This window comes from Shewanella fidelis ATCC BAA-318 (assembly GCF_000518605.1).
Lineage (GTDB): Bacteria > Pseudomonadota > Gammaproteobacteria > Enterobacterales > Shewanellaceae > Shewanella > Shewanella fidelis.
In genome coordinates, this window is the sequence record NZ_KI912461.1 from 88,455 (window position 1) to 104,427 (window position 15,973).

Below are 15,973 nucleotides of genomic sequence, written 5' to 3' on the forward strand. Positions count from 1 at the left end.
TTATGAAAAATAGTTCGCTAAATACAGCAAACTGGGATATCTATCATTTAAGCATTGCCGAAAATAAAGAGGATTTTGTGGAGCAGCAAATTAATGGTCCAGTGTATTTAGTTGATGACGATGAGGCTATCATCGACTCTATTAGCTTTTTAATGGACGGCTTTGGCTACCAACTTAACTGTTATAACAGTGGCGACAACTTTCTTGCGTCAGTTGATTTAAGCCTAGCAGGTTGTGTCATCTTAGATGCCCGTATGCCGGGACTCTCAGGGCCTCAAGTACAACAATTACTCTCTGAAGCCAAAAGCCCATTATCTGTCATATTTCTAACCGGCCATGGTGATGTTCCCATGGCAGTCGACGCCTTTAAAAACGGGGCATTTGATTTCTTCCAAAAACCGGTGCAGGGCAAACTACTAGCGCAGTCTATCGCCAAAGGCTTAGCGCATAGTGCACGCCAACATTGGAAACTTAGCAACCAAGCCTTGATAAATAACTTATCTGAACGTGAAGCGCAGATCTTTCAGTTAGTGATTGCTGGAAACACCAATAAACAGATGGCAAATGAGCTCTGCGTTGCGATCCGCACGATAGAAGTACATAGGTCAAAACTGATGGCAAAACTCGGCGTCAGCAACCTTGCCGAATTGGTAAAATTGGCACCACTGTTAGCGCACAATAAAGACTAGTGCCCAAAACTACGATACCAATTTTTTACCCGTGGAAAATGATCTTCAACGGCATCTTTGTGAGTTAACATTCCGCCGTGATCATAATCGTGTTTAAAGCCCTGCTTTTTGGATAATAGGGTAAAATCAACCTGCTGCATGTGGCACTCTTTAATCATCCGCTCGACATCAGCAGGGTTACCAAGCACCTTGTCCCCCTTAGCGGCAATAAACCAAGATCTTGGCCAACTAGCCAACTTCGCTGCTGAACCATAATCAAAGCCATCATCACTATCAACCCATTGCCCACGCACCCACTCGATAGTCTGCCTCAAGGAGGCGCGAGATTCGTTATCCATGCCAACCTTCAATTTATCTGCGGGCAAATAACCACTTTTCCAAGCGATTAACGGTGCAAGATTATTCCAGAACAAATTAACCGTAAGCCACTTTTGCAGTGACTTAACCTCAATTCTACGCTTAGTCCCAAATGTGACTAAAGAGGCTACGCTTTGTTGCAAATGCTCAAAACGGGCTATAGCACTGGCCATCAACACGCCTCCCCACGAATGAGCACACCAATGCACTTTGTTAGCCTTAGGATGCATCGACAAAATATATTGCTGGATCAAGGGTAACTGCTCGCGGATCACCTCGCCTTGGCCTGCTGTAAATCCGCGCGCCAATTTAGGCTCACTTAACCCTCGTCCTTGTGTATCAAGCACATACACTACGTTGTTCGCGTCAGCCAAATAGCAAGCAAGGCCTTTGCCTGACTCACTATAAAACACCCGACCGTTAGACATAGCGCCGTGTAGCATTAATATCGGAGGCTTATTCATATCCGCTTGCACGGGTACGATTTGCCTTAAGTGCAAATGACCATGCTTGTAGGGAACATAGAAAGATTTTTGCTTAATGTTCAAGGCTCAGTTCTCTGTTTTTTTTAATTACGCTACTGAACTCTAAATGCAAAAACAAGAGCAAAGACTCTAATAAAGTAAGGGCGAGGCCCGATTAAAACGCTGGGCTATTTGAATTTCTAAATGAATCAGATCAATAGTTAACTTTTAGAACAAATGCTAATTTTTATTATCTATAACATTTTCGCCCCAATAGCAATTGGTATAAGAAGTTGAGCTACTAAGAGCGAATTTGGCAAAAAGCTCAACATAGTCAATGCTGAGCTTTTAGTTAAACAGCTTGGTTGCTATAGCCTTAGCGAAATAAAACTCAATCTAATAACTATTTGGGTAATTTAAGTTGAAACAAATAAGGCAGTACTTTTAGATTTAGTTTATCGATTTGGGTATCAGCTGCTTGCGCTAATTTTGGCTTGGCATGATAAGCAATACCAAAGTCGGCGGTTTCAATCATAGGTATATCGTTAGCACCATCACCAATAGCCACTTTTTGCCCTGCCGCGATTTGCCATTGTTGTGCACAATTAACCACAGTGTCGGCCTTAAACTGTGCATCAACGACTTGACCCGACACAGTTCCCAGCAGCTTACCTTCAGCAATATCCAGTTTATTCGCGAAAGCACTATCAAGTGACAATAACTGCTTAAGATGATCCACAAACGGTGTAAATCCTCCCGAAGCCACGACTGTACGCCAACCATAACTTTTAAGCTCTGCGATCATTTCACTCAGGCCAGGCATAAGTGGCAGTTTAGCGCATAAAGTATCAATAATTTGCGCATCAGCACCTTCAAGTTTAGCCACTCGTGCTCGTAGGCTTTGCTCAAAATCAAGCTCACCTTGCATAGCAAGTTCTGTCACTTCGGCAACCGCAGCGCCTACCCCAGCCATAGCGGCAAGTTCATCAATGCATTCAATCTCAATTGCAGTTGAGTCCATATCCATCACTAACAAACCGGGGATATTGATAACAGGCGCATCGGCTAATATTTCAAACATCTCAATAGTCGCCAAACTATCTAATTGTGCTAATTGCACTGTCGATAAGGCTGATGCTGTACATAGCTCGATACAGAGTAATTGGCACTGACGCTCAATAAGCGTCAAACTTAAATCCACACCGAGTCCAAGAAGCCAGTTACATAACGCTTGAATATCTTGATTTTGTTGACTTAGGTCACCATCAACTTTTGCTAAACATATCACGCGATAACGTGAAAAATCGACTGGATACGCGGTTTCACTATGACGAGAAAATCTTTGTTTCCCTGCAATAAAAGACATGCTACTTTCGGTGGTTAACCAAGTAAAAACAGCAGATTGACTCGAACTTTCCATTAGTTATGACTCTCCAGCTACCGAGTACAGACAGAATCAATTATGATTAAGTCAGTACACAACATATTTTAAGGGTTTCAGTGTTCTATTTAAAAGGCCTAAGAAAAAGCCATCGAATAAGCCGATTGATACAGATCATGATTGCTATCGCATTATTCATCGGTCTCGACCAGTTGTGGGAAACTAGCCTACTACAAGGACAGCAGCTTCTAAAGTCCCAAACTGAAAAGATGGCAAGATTACTCGTGCAACAGACCGCTTATGGTGCAGCCCCTGCGCTTCAGCTTGAAAATGACGAGCAATTGCAATGGCTTGCTCAAGCATTAGTACTTGATCCAAAAGTAATGTCTGCCAGTATCTTTAGCGAGGATGGTGTGCGGCTGTCTTTTGCACAAAGCGTCACAGATGAGGATTTAGAACCTGGTTCTGAAGAACTCAATACCATTCTAGAGCAATATCCCCCGTATGTTGAAGCCGTGTCTCAAGATGGTAAAAACTTAGGTTATGTTGAAGTACGACTTGAGCCTAAATACTTCTTTAACGAAATAAAAGAAGCGCACCAAATCAACATGGAACAGCAACAGATGATGTTGCTGATCGCAGGCTTGATCGGCATGTTGTTATCACGAGCACTGTCTTTTAAGCGTGCGGACTTTGATCGACGTAAAGCCAGAGTCAAGTTGAGGCGCTTGCTTGCCAAGAAGAAAGAAAAAGCTGCCGCCAAAGAAGCGAAAAAACTAGCTGTACAAGGTAAGACTCAAGCATCAGCAAAGCAGATGGATCAAGCTAAACCTGTTGAGGTAGCAAATGCTGATAAAAACCTCGAGCAAGTAAAAGTAAGTTCTGATAAAACTGAGTTGGCTGCAGAAGATAAAGCCCAAATAACCGCCAAAGCTGCAGTAACGTCGAATGTGACACCAGAAAAAGTAGCAGCGAGTGTGGAGACAGAAGCGGCAATTAACGCGCAGCAAGATACAATTTATAAGGTTAAGCCAGCGCATGCTAAGGCTAGTGCTACTGACACAAAACCGCAGCCTGAAGCATCAGCAGCTAAACCTAAAACCAAGCGTGCGCCAAGAGCTAAAGCAGCAAAAACCGAAGCAACTAAAGCGACTACCACTAAAGCGCCCGCTGCAAAAACCACGGAATCTAAGTCGACTTCAGCCAAAACCGCTACACCAGCAGCTGTGAAAAAGGCTAAACGGGCCACAAAGACGAGCGAGAGCGATATCCCAGAGGGCAGTCCTAACCCGACCGCAAGCCTTGAAGCCAGTGCAGAGTCAACAGCCAGCGAAAAAGTGAAGCCGACCTCTGCCAAAAAAGCCAGCGTTAAAAAACCTGCGGCGAAAAAATCCCCCGTTAACAAAGCCACGAAGGCTAAGACCAAAGTGAAACCGGCAGATAGTAACGCTGAAGATTAAAAAAATAGATAAAAAAAACGGACGCCTAAGCGTCCGTTTTTATATTGCCGCCATAAGCGGCTAAAGCGGTAGCGATTACAGAGTAATTGCAGCTTCTAGTGTCATTTCGATCATTTCGTTGAACGTAGTTTGACGCTCATCAGAAGTGGTCTTTTCACCAGTACGGATGTGATCTGATACAGTCACAACACACAATGCTTTAGCACCAAACTCTTTAGCTACGCCATATAGACCAGCAGCTTCCATTTCAACACCTAATACGTCCATTTTTTCCATTACGTCAAACATGGTTGGATCTGGCGTGTAGAATAGATCTGCAGAGAATACGTTACCTACGCGGTACTTAGTACCTTTAGCTTCAGCAGCTTTCACTACTGCGCTTAATAGACCGTAATCACAGATAGCTGCGAAGTCTTGGCCTTTGAAACGTAAGCGGTTAGTTTGAGAATCAGTACAAGCGCCCATACCGATGATAACGTCACGTACTTTAACGTCAGTGCTGATCGCGCCACAAGTACCCACGCGGATTAGGTTTTTAACGCCGTAATCTTTGATCAATTCAGTTGCGTAGATTGAGCAAGATGGGATACCCATGCCTGAACCCATAACAGAGATACGAACACCTTTGTAAGTACCAGTGAAACCTAGCATGTTACGAACGTCAGTCACTTGCTCAACGTTTTCTAGAAACGTTTCAGCAATGTACTTAGCGCGTAGTGGATCGCCTGGAAATAGAACTGTATCAGCAAATGCGCCGTCTACGGCATTAATGTGTGGTGTAGCCATCAGAATAACCCCTATTTATATTTATAGACAGTTGTAAACAACTTAAGTCTTGTATACTAGCGGCTCTAACTGAGCCGCCAAATTCAAATTCTTAACTTATGAACGAATAAACGATTCGCCATATTCCATTGGCTCAAGCTTAAAGTAGCTAGCAATAGACTGGCCCATATCAGCAAAGCTATTGCGTAAACCTAACGAACCCGCAGCTAAACCTGCGCCGTAAGCAAGTACTGGGACACGCTCACGAGTATGATCAGTGCCTGGCCATGTTGGGTCACAACCATGATCTGCGGTTAACAGCAGTAAATCATCATCATCAAGTAGCGCTAAAATCTCAGGTAGACGCGAGTCAAAATACTCTAGACTACGTGCATAGCCCGCTACGTCACGACGGTGGCCGTAATGGGAGTCAAAATCAACAAAGTTAGTGAACACAATCGTGTTATCACCAGCTTGTTTTACCTGTTCTAAAGTCGCATCAAATAATGCTTCTAGCCCAGTCGCTTTCACTTTTTTAGTGATACCGCAGTTTGCATAAATGTCAGCGATCTTACCAACACTTACTACTTCACCGCCGGCAGCTTTAAGTTTATCAAGTACCGTAGGTGCTGGCGGCTCGACCGCATAATCACGACGGTTACCCGTACGCTCAAAATCAGTTGCACAAGTACCAACAAACGGACGAGCGATAACGCGACCAATGTTATAATCAGCAAGCTCTTCACGAGCAATGATGCAAAGCTCATATAGCTTCTCAAGACCAAAAGTCTCTTCATGACAAGCAATCTGGAACACTGAATCTGCTGAGGTATAGAAAATTGGCTTACCGGTGCGCATATGCTCCTCGCCAAGCTCTTCTAAAATAACCGTACCTGATGAATGGCAGTTACCCAAAAACTCTGTTAATCCTGCACGAGCCAAGATCTTATCGGTAAGTTCCTGTGGGAATGAGTTAGTCAGATCACTGAAATAACCCCACTCATAAAGCACTGGCACCCCCGCCATTTCCCAATGTCCACTCGGTGTATCTTTACCTGAACTTAACTCATCAGCATAACCATAAGCACCGATGATTTCGACATCATCAGCAAAGCCTGCTGGAAACTCGCCAGTGCTCTCTTTAGCAGCATGACCAAGCCCCAAACGCGCAAGGTTTGGCAACTTCAGCAGACCTTCACGGCCATCATTCGCTTTACCTTCAGCACATGCTTTAGCAATGTGGCCAAAAGTGTTAGAACCCGTATCGCCAAACGCTTCAGCGTCGTGCGCTGCACCTACGCCGAATGAGTCTAGCATCATGATTATAGTACGTTTCATTAACTGTGCTCCGTTACAGATCTGACTCACGGATATAACGATATATTTCCGGAGTTTGCTCTGGTTTGGTATTGCCAATTTGAATCGCTTTTTTCACTGCTGCTTCCGCTTCAGCAAAGGCGCTTTCAGATTGGGCATGAATAAATGCAATTGGTTTGTCGCCATTGATTTCATCGCCAAGTGCGCAAACTTGAGATAAACCTACGCTGTAATCCAGTGCGTCTCCAGGTTTACGACGTCCACCACCTAGAGTGACAACCGCAAGGCCGAGTTCACGGGTATCCATTGCTGATGCAAAGCCAGTTTGATCAGCATAAACTGGACGAATAATTTGAGCTTCAGGCAGGTACTTACTGTAATTTTCGACGAAGTCTACTGGACCGCCTAGACCTGCAACCATACGACCAAATATTTCTGCGGCTTTACCGTTATCAAGTACGGTATTAAGTTTGGCGCGAGCGTCAGCTTCATTGGCAGCCAGACCACCAAGCACCAACATCTCAGCACATAAGCCCATAGTGACTTCATAAAGACGAGGGTTACGGTAAGCGCCGGTCATGAAATCTACCGCTTCTTTTACTTCTAAAGCGTTACCGGCACAGGATGCCAGAACTTGGTTCATATCAGTGAGTAATGCAGTGGTTTTGGTACCAGCCCCATTAGCTACGGCTGTAATACTGCGGGCTAACTCTTCAGATGCTTCATAAGTAGGCATAAATGCACCTGTACCTACTTTGACATCCATCGCTAAAGCATCGAGTCCAGCTGCAAGTTTTTTAGAAAGAATAGAAGCGGTAATAAGAGAGATTGATTCAACCGTTGCGGTATTATCGCGAATAGAATAAAAGCGTTTATCGGCAGGAACTAAGTCGCCAGTTTGACCAATAATCGCCACACCGGCTTCTTTAACCACTTTACGGAAAAGTTCGCTATCTGGCTCGGTGTTGTAACCTGGGATGGCGTCAAATTTATCCAGTGTACCACCAGTATGACCTAGACCACGGCCTGAGATCATAGGTACGTAACCACCACATGCTGCGGCCATTGGGCCTAACATCAAGCTAATGACATCCCCTACACCGCCAGTTGAGTGCTTATCAATGATTGGACCACCAAGATCCAATGACTGCCAATTAAGCACAGTGCCAGAGTCACGCATTGCGGTAGTCAGTGCAATACGCTCATCCATGTTCATGTCGTTGAAATAGACCGCCATGCCTAAAGCTGCGATCTGACCTTCTGAAACCGTATTGTTGGTAATGCCTTTAACAAAGAACTGGATCTCCTCTGTTGAAAGCACTTCTGCATTACGTTTTTTACGAATAATTTCTTGAGCTAAAAACATGTACTACCTCCAAGAGTGTAACTGAGTTTCTACTTATCAGTGATTTCAGTTAGCATTCCACTAAAAGGAATCAAAAGCCGTAATATTGTTACATACTAACGGACTTTTGATACACCTAATTAGATTTAGATCACACTTAATAACTAGCTTAAAGCGTTAAGGTTAGTAACCTTGTGCACCTTGTGGTGCTTCCGCTAGCTCTAAGGTATGAAGTAGGTTATTTAATAAGCTTGATGCACCAAAGCGGAATGTTGCTGGTGTAGCCCAATCATCACCTAATAAACGAGCAGCAACACCTAAGAATTCAGCCGCAGCTTCTGCATCTTTTACGCCGCCAGCTGGCTTAAAGCCAACTTTAGGGTTCTTTTCGCTAATCACAGTCATCATGATTTCAGCAGCTTCCAGTGTTGCATTTACTGCAACTTTACCCGTTGAAGTCTTGATGAAATCTGCACCAGCATCAATAGATAGCTCTGATGCTTTACGGATAAGAGCAGGATCAGCTAACACACCTGATTCAATAATCACTTTAAGCAGAGTATCTTCGCCACATGCTTCTTTACAGGCTTTTACTAACTCGAAACCTACTGTTTCGTTGCCTTCCATTAGTGCGCGGTATGGGAATACAACGTCAACTTCGTCAGCACCATAAGCCACTGCAGCACGGGTTTCTAACACTGCAATAGCGATGTCATCATTACCGTGTGGGAAGTTAGTTACAGTTGCGATTTTAATATCATCGCCACCAATTTCATTTAGTGTTTTACGTGCAATCGGGATAAAGCGTGGGTAAATGCAGATAGCAGCAGTGTCGCCTGCTGGAGTCTTAGCTTTATGACATAGGTCGATCACCTTTTGATCAGTGTCATCATCATTAAGCGTAGTCAGATCCATTAGGTTAATGGCTTGTTGTGCTGCTTTTTTTAAATCGCTCATAATAGCTCTCCGAGAAAGATTCAATTAATTTAAAACAGAAATTTGTCGCACGGCGATGCCTAGAACTGGCTGTTTTTTTGATTATATTTATGGGCCGGGTCTTCGAACATATCCGAAATACATGTTTAAGACGCCAATAGCGCCAAACACAAAAATACTTATTCAGGTATCCAACATTATGGACTAAAACAGTCCAACTATCCTGACACTAGTGTCACGACTTGAATCCATGAAGACCGGGAAGGGAGAGTACTGTCAATTTCAATCTACCTTTCCGCGAAAAATCCATTTTAGCGCGTAATAAATTCTTGGTAACTAGCGTTACTCGTTCACCTATAACAGGTGTTCAGTCAATGCTTACCTAAGCAAGTTGCCGTTTATATGCGTATTAAAAGTTGCATAGTTAATATAGCTGATGCTTAGGTAAAAACTAACCTATTTACGTTACATTATTAATAAAATTTAACGCTTAAATTGATTATTAAATGATTGCAGTTGCAGCTTAAGATAGAGCCGCGAATATCGCGGCTCTGTCGTCTAATTACACTGTTTTAAGCGATGCTTAGAACTTGTAAGTAGCTGTGAAGTAGTGTGCAACACCGGTAGTTTCTAGGCCGAATGTACCGTCATCTTTAAGAAGGTAAACATCGTTGTACGCTTTTAGGCCGTAACCAAGTGCGTAGTTCTCTGAGTGCCAGTGTAGACCGAAGTATGCAGCACCACCGTGAGAAGTGTTTGTAGTGTTTACATAGTCACCGTTCTCGTCGTATGCATTAACTTCATCCGCACCAAACTGGTAGTCAACATAACCTTGGAAAGAGATGAATGAACCATTGTCAAAGTTAACAACAGGCTTGAACCAGTTCATAGAGAATTGGTAGCCGTTCCACTCTTTAGCATTCATGTCATAGTAAGAATAAAGGTTCATGCCAGTTTTACCTAACCATGGAACCATTACGTCAGCACCAATACCGATTGAAGCATTGTTTACGTCGTTAGTCTCGTTGCCATTAACGTCAGTACCACGGATAGCTCCGCCACCCCAGTTAAATAGAGTTGAGATGTAAACTTCTTGGATAGGACCAGCAGACAGATCCCAACCAGTCATTGCATCGATAGAGAAACGAGGAGCAAACTTCATGAACATTTTGCTCGCGCCGTTGTTCTTATCACCGTAGTCACGGTTAGTAACGTTGAACACATCAACGTAACCGTATAGGTCAACGATACCAGCGCGGCCACCGAATTCCATTTCTAAGTAATCATGACCATTGTCAGTAGAACCATCACGTGGAAGTTCGTTAACAGCGTACATTGCGTTGAACTGCATCCAGCCGTAATCGCCAGCACGTAGATCAGAACGGTCAGCAGCGAATGTAGGTGCAGACATTGTTGCAGCAACAGCAGTAGCAGCTAGTGCTAAAGTTTTAACGTTTTTCATCATCAACCCCATTTTATTTATGGTTTGCGCCCTTCTTTATGAAGAGTCAGCGTTTCTTTTTTATGGCGCGCATTTTACTTAATTTACGTCAAACTTCAACATGATTAATGTAAAAATGCGAACACTCAATTTTAACATTAAAACAACTTTCTGATTTTGTGACAGAATATACTGTCTAACCTTCTTTTTTGTTGTTTTTTAGTCAAACAGATCCCTAATCATAGTGATTGATCATCTCAAAATACTGTGAGCTAGGAGTGTGTTTGCTTAAATCTGTTAGCTCTGTCAAAGGTATTGAATAGAGCTGAGATTGAGCCTAAAAAGGCTCAATCTCTTTAAGTATTACAATGCTAGGAATAAACCTGCTAATGTCGCACTCATTAGGTTGGCTAAAGAGCCGGCGATTACCGCACGAACACCAAGCTTAGCTAAGTCATGGCGACGAGTAGGTGCCATAGCACCAAGGCCACCAAGTAGAATCGCGATTGAAGATAGGTTAGCGAAACCACATAGCGCAAATGAGATAATCGCTTTAGTACGATCTGTCATCGCAACGCCAGTTTCTGCTACAACCATACCGCCATCAGCAAGATCTTTTAGGTAAGGAGCAAAGTTTAAGTAAGCAACAAATTCGTTAACAACAATCTTCTGACCGATGAAAGAACCAGCAACCAAAGCTTCATTCCAAGGCACACCGATAAGGAACGCAAGTGGCATGAAGATATAACCTAGAATCAATTCTAGTGTTAAATTTTCCATACCGAACCAACCACCTACACCACCGATGATACCGTTGATCATAGCGATTAAACCTACGAAGGCTAATAGCATTGCACCAACGTTTAGTGCTAAGTGCATACCAGACGATGCACCTGCAGCCGCCGCGTCTAGAACGTTAGCAGGCTTATCAGGATCTTCTGGTAAGTCGCTCATGTCGTTCTTAGCTTCTTCAGTTTCAGGGTGCATCAGTTTAGCCATTAATAGACCACCAGGTGCTGCCATGAACGATGCCGCAACTAAGTACTCAATTGGTACGCCCATCTGCGCGTAACCCGCTAATACAGAACCCGCGATAGATGCAAGACCACCTACCATGATGGCAAATAGCTCAGAGTTAGTCATAGTCGCAATAAATGGACGAACAACTAATGGTGCTTCAGTTTGACCAACGAAGATGTTTGCTGTTGCAGACATTGACTCTGTACGACTTGTGCCAAGTGCCTTTTGTAAACCACCACCAATAATGCGGATGATCCACTGCATAATGCCTAAGTAGTAAAGAACTGCAATTAAAGAAGAGAAGAAAACAATAACAGGCAGTACGTTTACGGCAAAAATAAAGCCAACCTTGAAGTTAGCTAAATCACCGAATAAGAAACTAATACCATTTTGCGCGTATCCAATAACGCTAGATACTGCGTCAGACACACTTTTTAGAATGTCTTTACCAACTGGTACATACAATACAAATCCACCAAAAGCGGCTTGAATTGCCAAGGCACCAAAAACTGTACGCTTGTTAATTGCATTTCTGTTATTCGATAACCCGAAAGCTATCGCTAGTAAGGTGACCACCCCTACTAAACTCATTAAAATATCCATTAACCATCACCCTATTGTTAATACTTTTTAATTTTGTTGTTAACCAACATTTTTGTACGAAGCAGATTATACCCGACAAGCCCGCTAAAAGCGTCGTATTGATCAAGTTTTTACTGATTTATTTCGATGATTTTGTTGACAAAAATGATGCGACAAACATCTGTTTAACCAGAAAAAAATTAAAGGTCAAAGAGTTGCGTTACGTTTGAGAACATCTGTTCTGAAATTAGAACGGCAGATTTTTTTTGTAAATTTGCTATTTTTTGAAGAATGTTAGGCAAAATTAGCGGTGTATTACGATAATTTTGACTATTTTTCGGTGCCATGGCAGGTGAATCCGTCTCCAAAACGAAAGCATCTAACGGCAATTGCGCAACCGTTTGTTGCAATTTAGGTGCATTATCATTGAGTAACAGGCCGCCAATCCCTAATTTATACCCTAAATTAACATATCTAGAGGCAAGTTCAGGGCCACCATAAAAGCCATGGATCACCCCTTTCTTTTGTGGATTCAATACTTTTAATAGCTTTAACACTTCTTCGTGAGCTTTTACTGCGTGAATAATGAGAGGTAGATCAAATTCAATTGCAAACTCAATTTGAGCGGTAAAAACTTTCAATTGTGTATCGAAATAACTGTTATGTAATTTATCTAAGCCACATTCACCCACTGCAACTAAATGAGATTGCTTATTTTTTTTATGACTCGCTAATAACGCATGCAAAGAATCTAGCTGATTGACTATATTTAGCGCATCACTGTACCAAGGGTGGATCCCCAATCCGAAAAAACAACTAAATTGCTCGACAACCTTAAGTTGATTTTGCCAGTGGGTTGCAGAAACACCTGGCACGATAAAGTTGCTTATCCCCGCCTGCTGCATTTCTACAATAAGCTCAGCCCTATCAGTATCAAACTCAGGGAAGTCGAGATGGGCATGACTATCTATCAACTGTAACCTGCTATCCATACTATCTACCTACTATTTGACATAGACTCGACATTTTAGCTTACCGCTCTGTAGACTCTCGTTTGTCAGCAAGTTTAGTTTGCTTAATCAACTCTGGGTCAGCTAACCGTGGCATACAACTTCGGCGATTATCAGGTGTAAGCCCCATGCGATCACACCAGTCTATGTATTGTTGCCAGCAGTATTTAATCAATTGGATGACATTTACCATTTTTTATTAACTGTCTGTATTTCTGAAATCGGAATGCTTGAGTATATGATGTTATACCAATCAATATAAACATTTAGTCACTCAGCGAGAATATAGCGACTCTAAGGCAAGATCATTTTTAATGACATTCACTGCATCTTACTTCCATGCCATTAAGCGTTCCTTACGCTTTAGAGGCATCCCTCTAGGGGGATGTCTTATGTACGTCTGGAACATACAAGGTCATGCAGCTCACAACGAGCGAAGAGCATAGTTGAACGACTCTACCTATTACATCCTATAGAAATTGATAATCTGGGCGTAAAACAAAAAATCCCAAGCAAAAGCTTGGGATTTTTACAGATGTCATCGTCGTCAATATTGACCTATTACGGCTACAAATTAGTTTTCGCGAGTCTTAGCAAACTCAATATCTGGATAACGTTCCATCGACAGGTTTAGGTTAACCATAGTTGGTGCGATATAAGTTAGGTTATCACCACCATCTAGTGCTAAGTTTTGGCTGCACTTACGAGTAAACTCATCAAGTTTCTTATGATCATCACAATAAACCCAACGTGCAGTTGCAACACTAATCGCTTCGTAAATTGCTTCAACCTTATATTCAGTCTTTAAGCGTCCAACAACCACTTCAAACTGCAGCACACCAACAGCACCAACAATTAAGTCATTACTGTCTAGTGGTCTAAATACCTGAACAGCACCTTCTTCAGATAACTGTACTAAGCCTTTAAGCAGTTGCTTTTGCTTTAATGGATCTTTTAGACGAATGCGACGGAACATTTCAGGCGCAAAGTTTGGCACACCGGTAAAGCGGATTTTTTCACCTTGAGTGAAGGTGTCACCAATTCTGATCGTGCCGTGGTTATGCAAACCAATAATGTCGCCAGGATATGCAGCTTCAGCACGGTTACGGTCACCCGCCATAAAGGTTAGCGCATCACTGACGTTAACATCTTTACCTAAGCGCACATGGTGCATCTTCATGCCCTGCTCATATCGACCAGAACAAATTCGCATAAATGCAACGCGGTCACGGTGTTTAGGATCCATGTTAGCTTGGATTTTGAACACAAAACCACTGAACTTCTCTTCTTCAGGCTGAACATCACGCGCTTCAGTTTCACGTGGTTGCGGTGTTGGTGCCCACTCAACAATACCATCAAGGATATGGTCAACACCAAAGTTACCCAATGCAGTACCAAAATAAACAGGCGTCAACTCACCTTTTAAGAATGCTGCGTGATCAAACTCGTGAGAAGCACCTAATACTAGCTCCATCTCGTCGCGAATATCAGCAGCATAGCTACCAATAGCATCATCAAGCTCAGGATTATCTAAGCCTTTAATGATGCGTGAATCTTGGATCGTGTGGCCCATACCACTTTGATACAGAATCACTTCATCACGTAAAATGTGATAAACACCCTTAAATTCTTTACCAGCACCAATAGGCCAAGTTATCGGCGCACAGGCAATGTTAAGTACTTCTTCTACTTCATCCATTAACTCGATTGGATCGCGAATATCACGGTCAAGTTTGTTCATGAAAGTAACGATTGGCGTATCACGTAAGCGGGTAACTTCCATAAGTTTGATAGTACGTTGCTCAACACCTTTTGCTGAGTCAATCACCATCAAGCACGAATCTACCGCCGTCAGTGTACGATAAGTATCTTCAGAGAAGTCTTCGTGGCCTGGCGTATCGAGAAGGTTAACTAATGCATCGTTATAAGGAAACTGCATTACAGACGTAGTGATTGAGATCCCGCGGTCTTTTTCCATCTCCATCCAGTCAGACTTGGCATGCTGACCTGACTTTTTGCCTTTTACCGTACCCGCTTTTTGCAAAGCGTTGCCGAACAAAAGTACTTTTTCAGTAATGGTGGTTTTACCCGCATCTGGGTGAGAGATGATGGCGAAAGTGCGACGTTTGTCGACCTCAACTTTATAGCCTGACATGTTTACCTGTAATTCTGGGAGTTTACAAAGGCCGCAATTATAGCCGCTCACCTAAATTTTGGCTACCAAACTAGGCAGTAAAAGTTATTTGTGCCAATTAGGCAATAAAAAAGCCCCGATATGGGGCTTTAATGGGTATTCAGTCGTCTCAAGCTCAGTTTACGCTTGGCTGCTGCAATAACTCGTTAGTTCTTGCAAGCTCTAACCTTGCATAGCGATGCTCAACAAAATCGTAAATGTTGGTTGCTAGCGCCAGTCTGAAGTAATTTGCAGCTTGGGCGTTTTCACCATTCTTCTGGGCAACTTTAGCCATATAAAAATAGGCTTCACATAAACGTTCCGCATATTCTTCTGGGTGCTTTAAGCCCTCTTTAGCAAGCGAGAAAACTTGTTCCTTAGTTGTATTACCTAAATAATAATCAACTAAGGTTGTCGCCCATGCATTAGCGGGCAAATTCGCTTTATGCTTTGTCAACTCTGCTTTAGCTGCAAGTTCATCGACTTCGCTTTCAGCTAGGTATAACCATAATGCACGATAACCATCTGATGGATCACGCATATAGAAATCGCTCATATCATTAACAGCAAGCTCGATGCGTTCACCGTAATAAAGTGCGATACCTCGATTTAAAAACGCATAATCATAATCAGGAGACAACTCCAAAACGGCATCAAATGCTTCATAAGCACTCTCAAACTCGCTCTCTTGGGTGTAATAAATACCGAGAAAATTATAAGCATCTGCTAAGGTGGGCTGTAGCTTGAGGGCTTGATGAAAATCAATGCGTCCAAGGATCCGTAATCCAACACGGTCATAAATCACGCCTCGGTCGTAATGAAAACGCGCTCTTTGCTCTGGCGTTAACTCAACTGACGCTAAAATTTCATTTAACTTTGCTAAGGTGATCTCTAGCTTATAATCGGTCGAAACAGGCGCAACTTTTATCGACGCTTGTTTGTCACTTTCGGCCTGAGTGGATACACATCCTGTTAGCAGCATACTTACACTCGTCATAGCCACAGCTACGACAGCTCGCATCTTTTGATTCAT

The 15,973-nt window shown here is 42.8% G+C and carries 13 protein-coding genes; 2 read left to right on the forward strand and 11 right to left on the reverse strand.

Annotation, left to right across the window (positions count from 1 at the left end; translation table 11 throughout):
- The first annotated feature begins 77 nt into the window (after positions 1-77).
- On the forward strand, positions 78-689 hold the full coding sequence (locus L884_RS0119820) for a response regulator transcription factor (RefSeq protein WP_028769122.1): 612 nt from the start codon (positions 78-80) through the stop codon (positions 687-689).
- Here the strand turns inward: L884_RS0119820 and L884_RS0119825 are convergent.
- Positions 686-1,594 (reverse strand): alpha/beta fold hydrolase, encoded by a 909-nt coding sequence (locus tag L884_RS0119825; protein WP_028769123.1) that lies wholly within the window; start codon positions 1,592-1,594, stop codon positions 686-688. The two genes, L884_RS0119820 and L884_RS0119825, sit on opposite strands and share 4 nt — an antisense overlap.
- Before the next feature lie 319 nt (positions 1,595-1,913).
- A complete protein-coding gene (serB, locus tag L884_RS0119830; protein ID WP_028769124.1) occupies positions 1,914-2,930 on the reverse strand; it encodes a phosphoserine phosphatase SerB in 1,017 nt (338 codons plus the stop codon).
- A gap of 137 nt (positions 2,931-3,067) precedes the next feature.
- Between serB and L884_RS22455 the strand changes: the two genes are divergently transcribed.
- Positions 3,068-4,351 (forward strand): YtjB family periplasmic protein, encoded by a 1,284-nt coding sequence (locus tag L884_RS22455; RefSeq protein ID WP_084221479.1) that lies wholly within the window; start codon positions 3,068-3,070, stop codon positions 4,349-4,351.
- Positions 4,352-4,426: 75 nt separating this feature from the next.
- Here L884_RS22455 and deoD read toward each other — a convergent pair whose 3' ends face one another.
- From deoD to nlpI, 9 genes are all read right to left on the reverse strand, one after another.
- Positions 4,427-5,137, reverse strand: coding sequence for a purine-nucleoside phosphorylase (gene deoD, locus L884_RS0119840; protein ID WP_028769125.1), 711 nt, complete (start codon positions 5,135-5,137; stop codon positions 4,427-4,429).
- Positions 5,138-5,233: 96 nt separating this feature from the next.
- Positions 5,234-6,454 carry a phosphopentomutase gene (locus L884_RS0119845; protein ID WP_028769126.1) on the reverse strand — a complete coding sequence of 407 codons (1,221 nt, stop codon included), beginning with the start codon at positions 6,452-6,454 and terminating at the stop codon, positions 5,234-5,236.
- A gap of 13 nt (positions 6,455-6,467) precedes the next feature.
- Positions 6,468-7,799 (reverse strand): thymidine phosphorylase, encoded by a 1,332-nt coding sequence (gene deoA / locus L884_RS0119850; protein ID WP_028769127.1) that lies wholly within the window; start codon positions 7,797-7,799, stop codon positions 6,468-6,470.
- 162 nt (positions 7,800-7,961) lie between these two features.
- Positions 7,962-8,735 carry a deoxyribose-phosphate aldolase gene (gene deoC / locus L884_RS0119855; protein WP_028769128.1) on the reverse strand — a complete coding sequence of 258 codons (774 nt, stop codon included), beginning with the start codon at positions 8,733-8,735 and terminating at the stop codon, positions 7,962-7,964.
- A 562-nt stretch (positions 8,736-9,297) separates the two neighbouring features.
- Positions 9,298-10,176 carry a nucleoside-specific channel-forming Tsx family protein gene (locus tag L884_RS0119860; protein WP_028769129.1) on the reverse strand — a complete coding sequence of 293 codons (879 nt, stop codon included), beginning with the start codon at positions 10,174-10,176 and terminating at the stop codon, positions 9,298-9,300.
- Positions 10,177-10,518: 342 nt separating this feature from the next.
- The gene (locus tag L884_RS0119865; protein WP_028769130.1) at positions 10,519-11,778 is read right to left on the reverse strand and encodes a NupC/NupG family nucleoside CNT transporter; all 1,260 of its coding nucleotides are present in this window, start codon (positions 11,776-11,778) and stop codon (positions 10,519-10,521) included.
- 179 nt (positions 11,779-11,957) lie between these two features.
- Positions 11,958-12,749, reverse strand: a complete 792-nt coding sequence (locus L884_RS0119870) for a TatD family hydrolase (protein WP_037411315.1) — start codon at positions 12,747-12,749, stop codon at positions 11,958-11,960.
- A 592-nt stretch (positions 12,750-13,341) separates the two neighbouring features.
- Complete coding sequence (prfC, locus tag L884_RS0119875) at positions 13,342-14,922, reverse strand: peptide chain release factor 3 (protein WP_028769132.1); 1,581 nt, start codon at positions 14,920-14,922, stop codon at positions 13,342-13,344.
- 154 nt (positions 14,923-15,076) lie between these two features.
- Positions 15,077-15,973, reverse strand: coding sequence for a lipoprotein NlpI (nlpI, locus tag L884_RS0119880; RefSeq protein ID WP_028769133.1), 897 nt, complete (start codon positions 15,971-15,973; stop codon positions 15,077-15,079).

Excerpts from the sequence above, each read along its gene's own strand:
- serB (WP_028769124.1), bottom strand. The coding sequence starts at position 2,930 with ATGGAAAGTTCGAGTCAATCTGCTGTTTTTACTTGGTTAACCACCGAA.
- L884_RS22455 (WP_084221479.1), top strand. The coding sequence starts at position 3,068 with ATGATTGCTATCGCATTATTCATCGGTCTCGACCAGTTGTGGGAAACT.
- deoD (WP_028769125.1), bottom strand. The coding sequence starts at position 5,137 with ATGGCTACACCACACATTAATGCCGTAGACGGCGCATTTGCTGATACA.
- L884_RS0119845 (WP_028769126.1), bottom strand. The coding sequence starts at position 6,454 with ATGAAACGTACTATAATCATGATGCTAGACTCATTCGGCGTAGGTGCA.
- deoA (WP_028769127.1), bottom strand. The coding sequence starts at position 7,799 with ATGTTTTTAGCTCAAGAAATTATTCGTAAAAAACGTAATGCAGAAGTG.
- deoC (WP_028769128.1), bottom strand. The coding sequence starts at position 8,735 with ATGAGCGATTTAAAAAAAGCAGCACAACAAGCCATTAACCTAATGGAT.
- L884_RS0119860 (WP_028769129.1), bottom strand. The coding sequence starts at position 10,176 with ATGAAAAACGTTAAAACTTTAGCACTAGCTGCTACTGCTGTTGCTGCA.
- L884_RS0119865 (WP_028769130.1), bottom strand. The coding sequence starts at position 11,778 with ATGGATATTTTAATGAGTTTAGTAGGGGTGGTCACCTTACTAGCGATA.
- L884_RS0119870 (WP_037411315.1), bottom strand. The coding sequence starts at position 12,749 with ATGGATAGCAGGTTACAGTTGATAGATAGTCATGCCCATCTCGACTTC.
- prfC (WP_028769132.1), bottom strand. The coding sequence starts at position 14,922 with ATGTCAGGCTATAAAGTTGAGGTCGACAAACGTCGCACTTTCGCCATC.
- nlpI (WP_028769133.1), bottom strand. The coding sequence starts at position 15,973 with ATGAATCAAAAGATGCGAGCTGTCGTAGCTGTGGCTATGACGAGTGTA.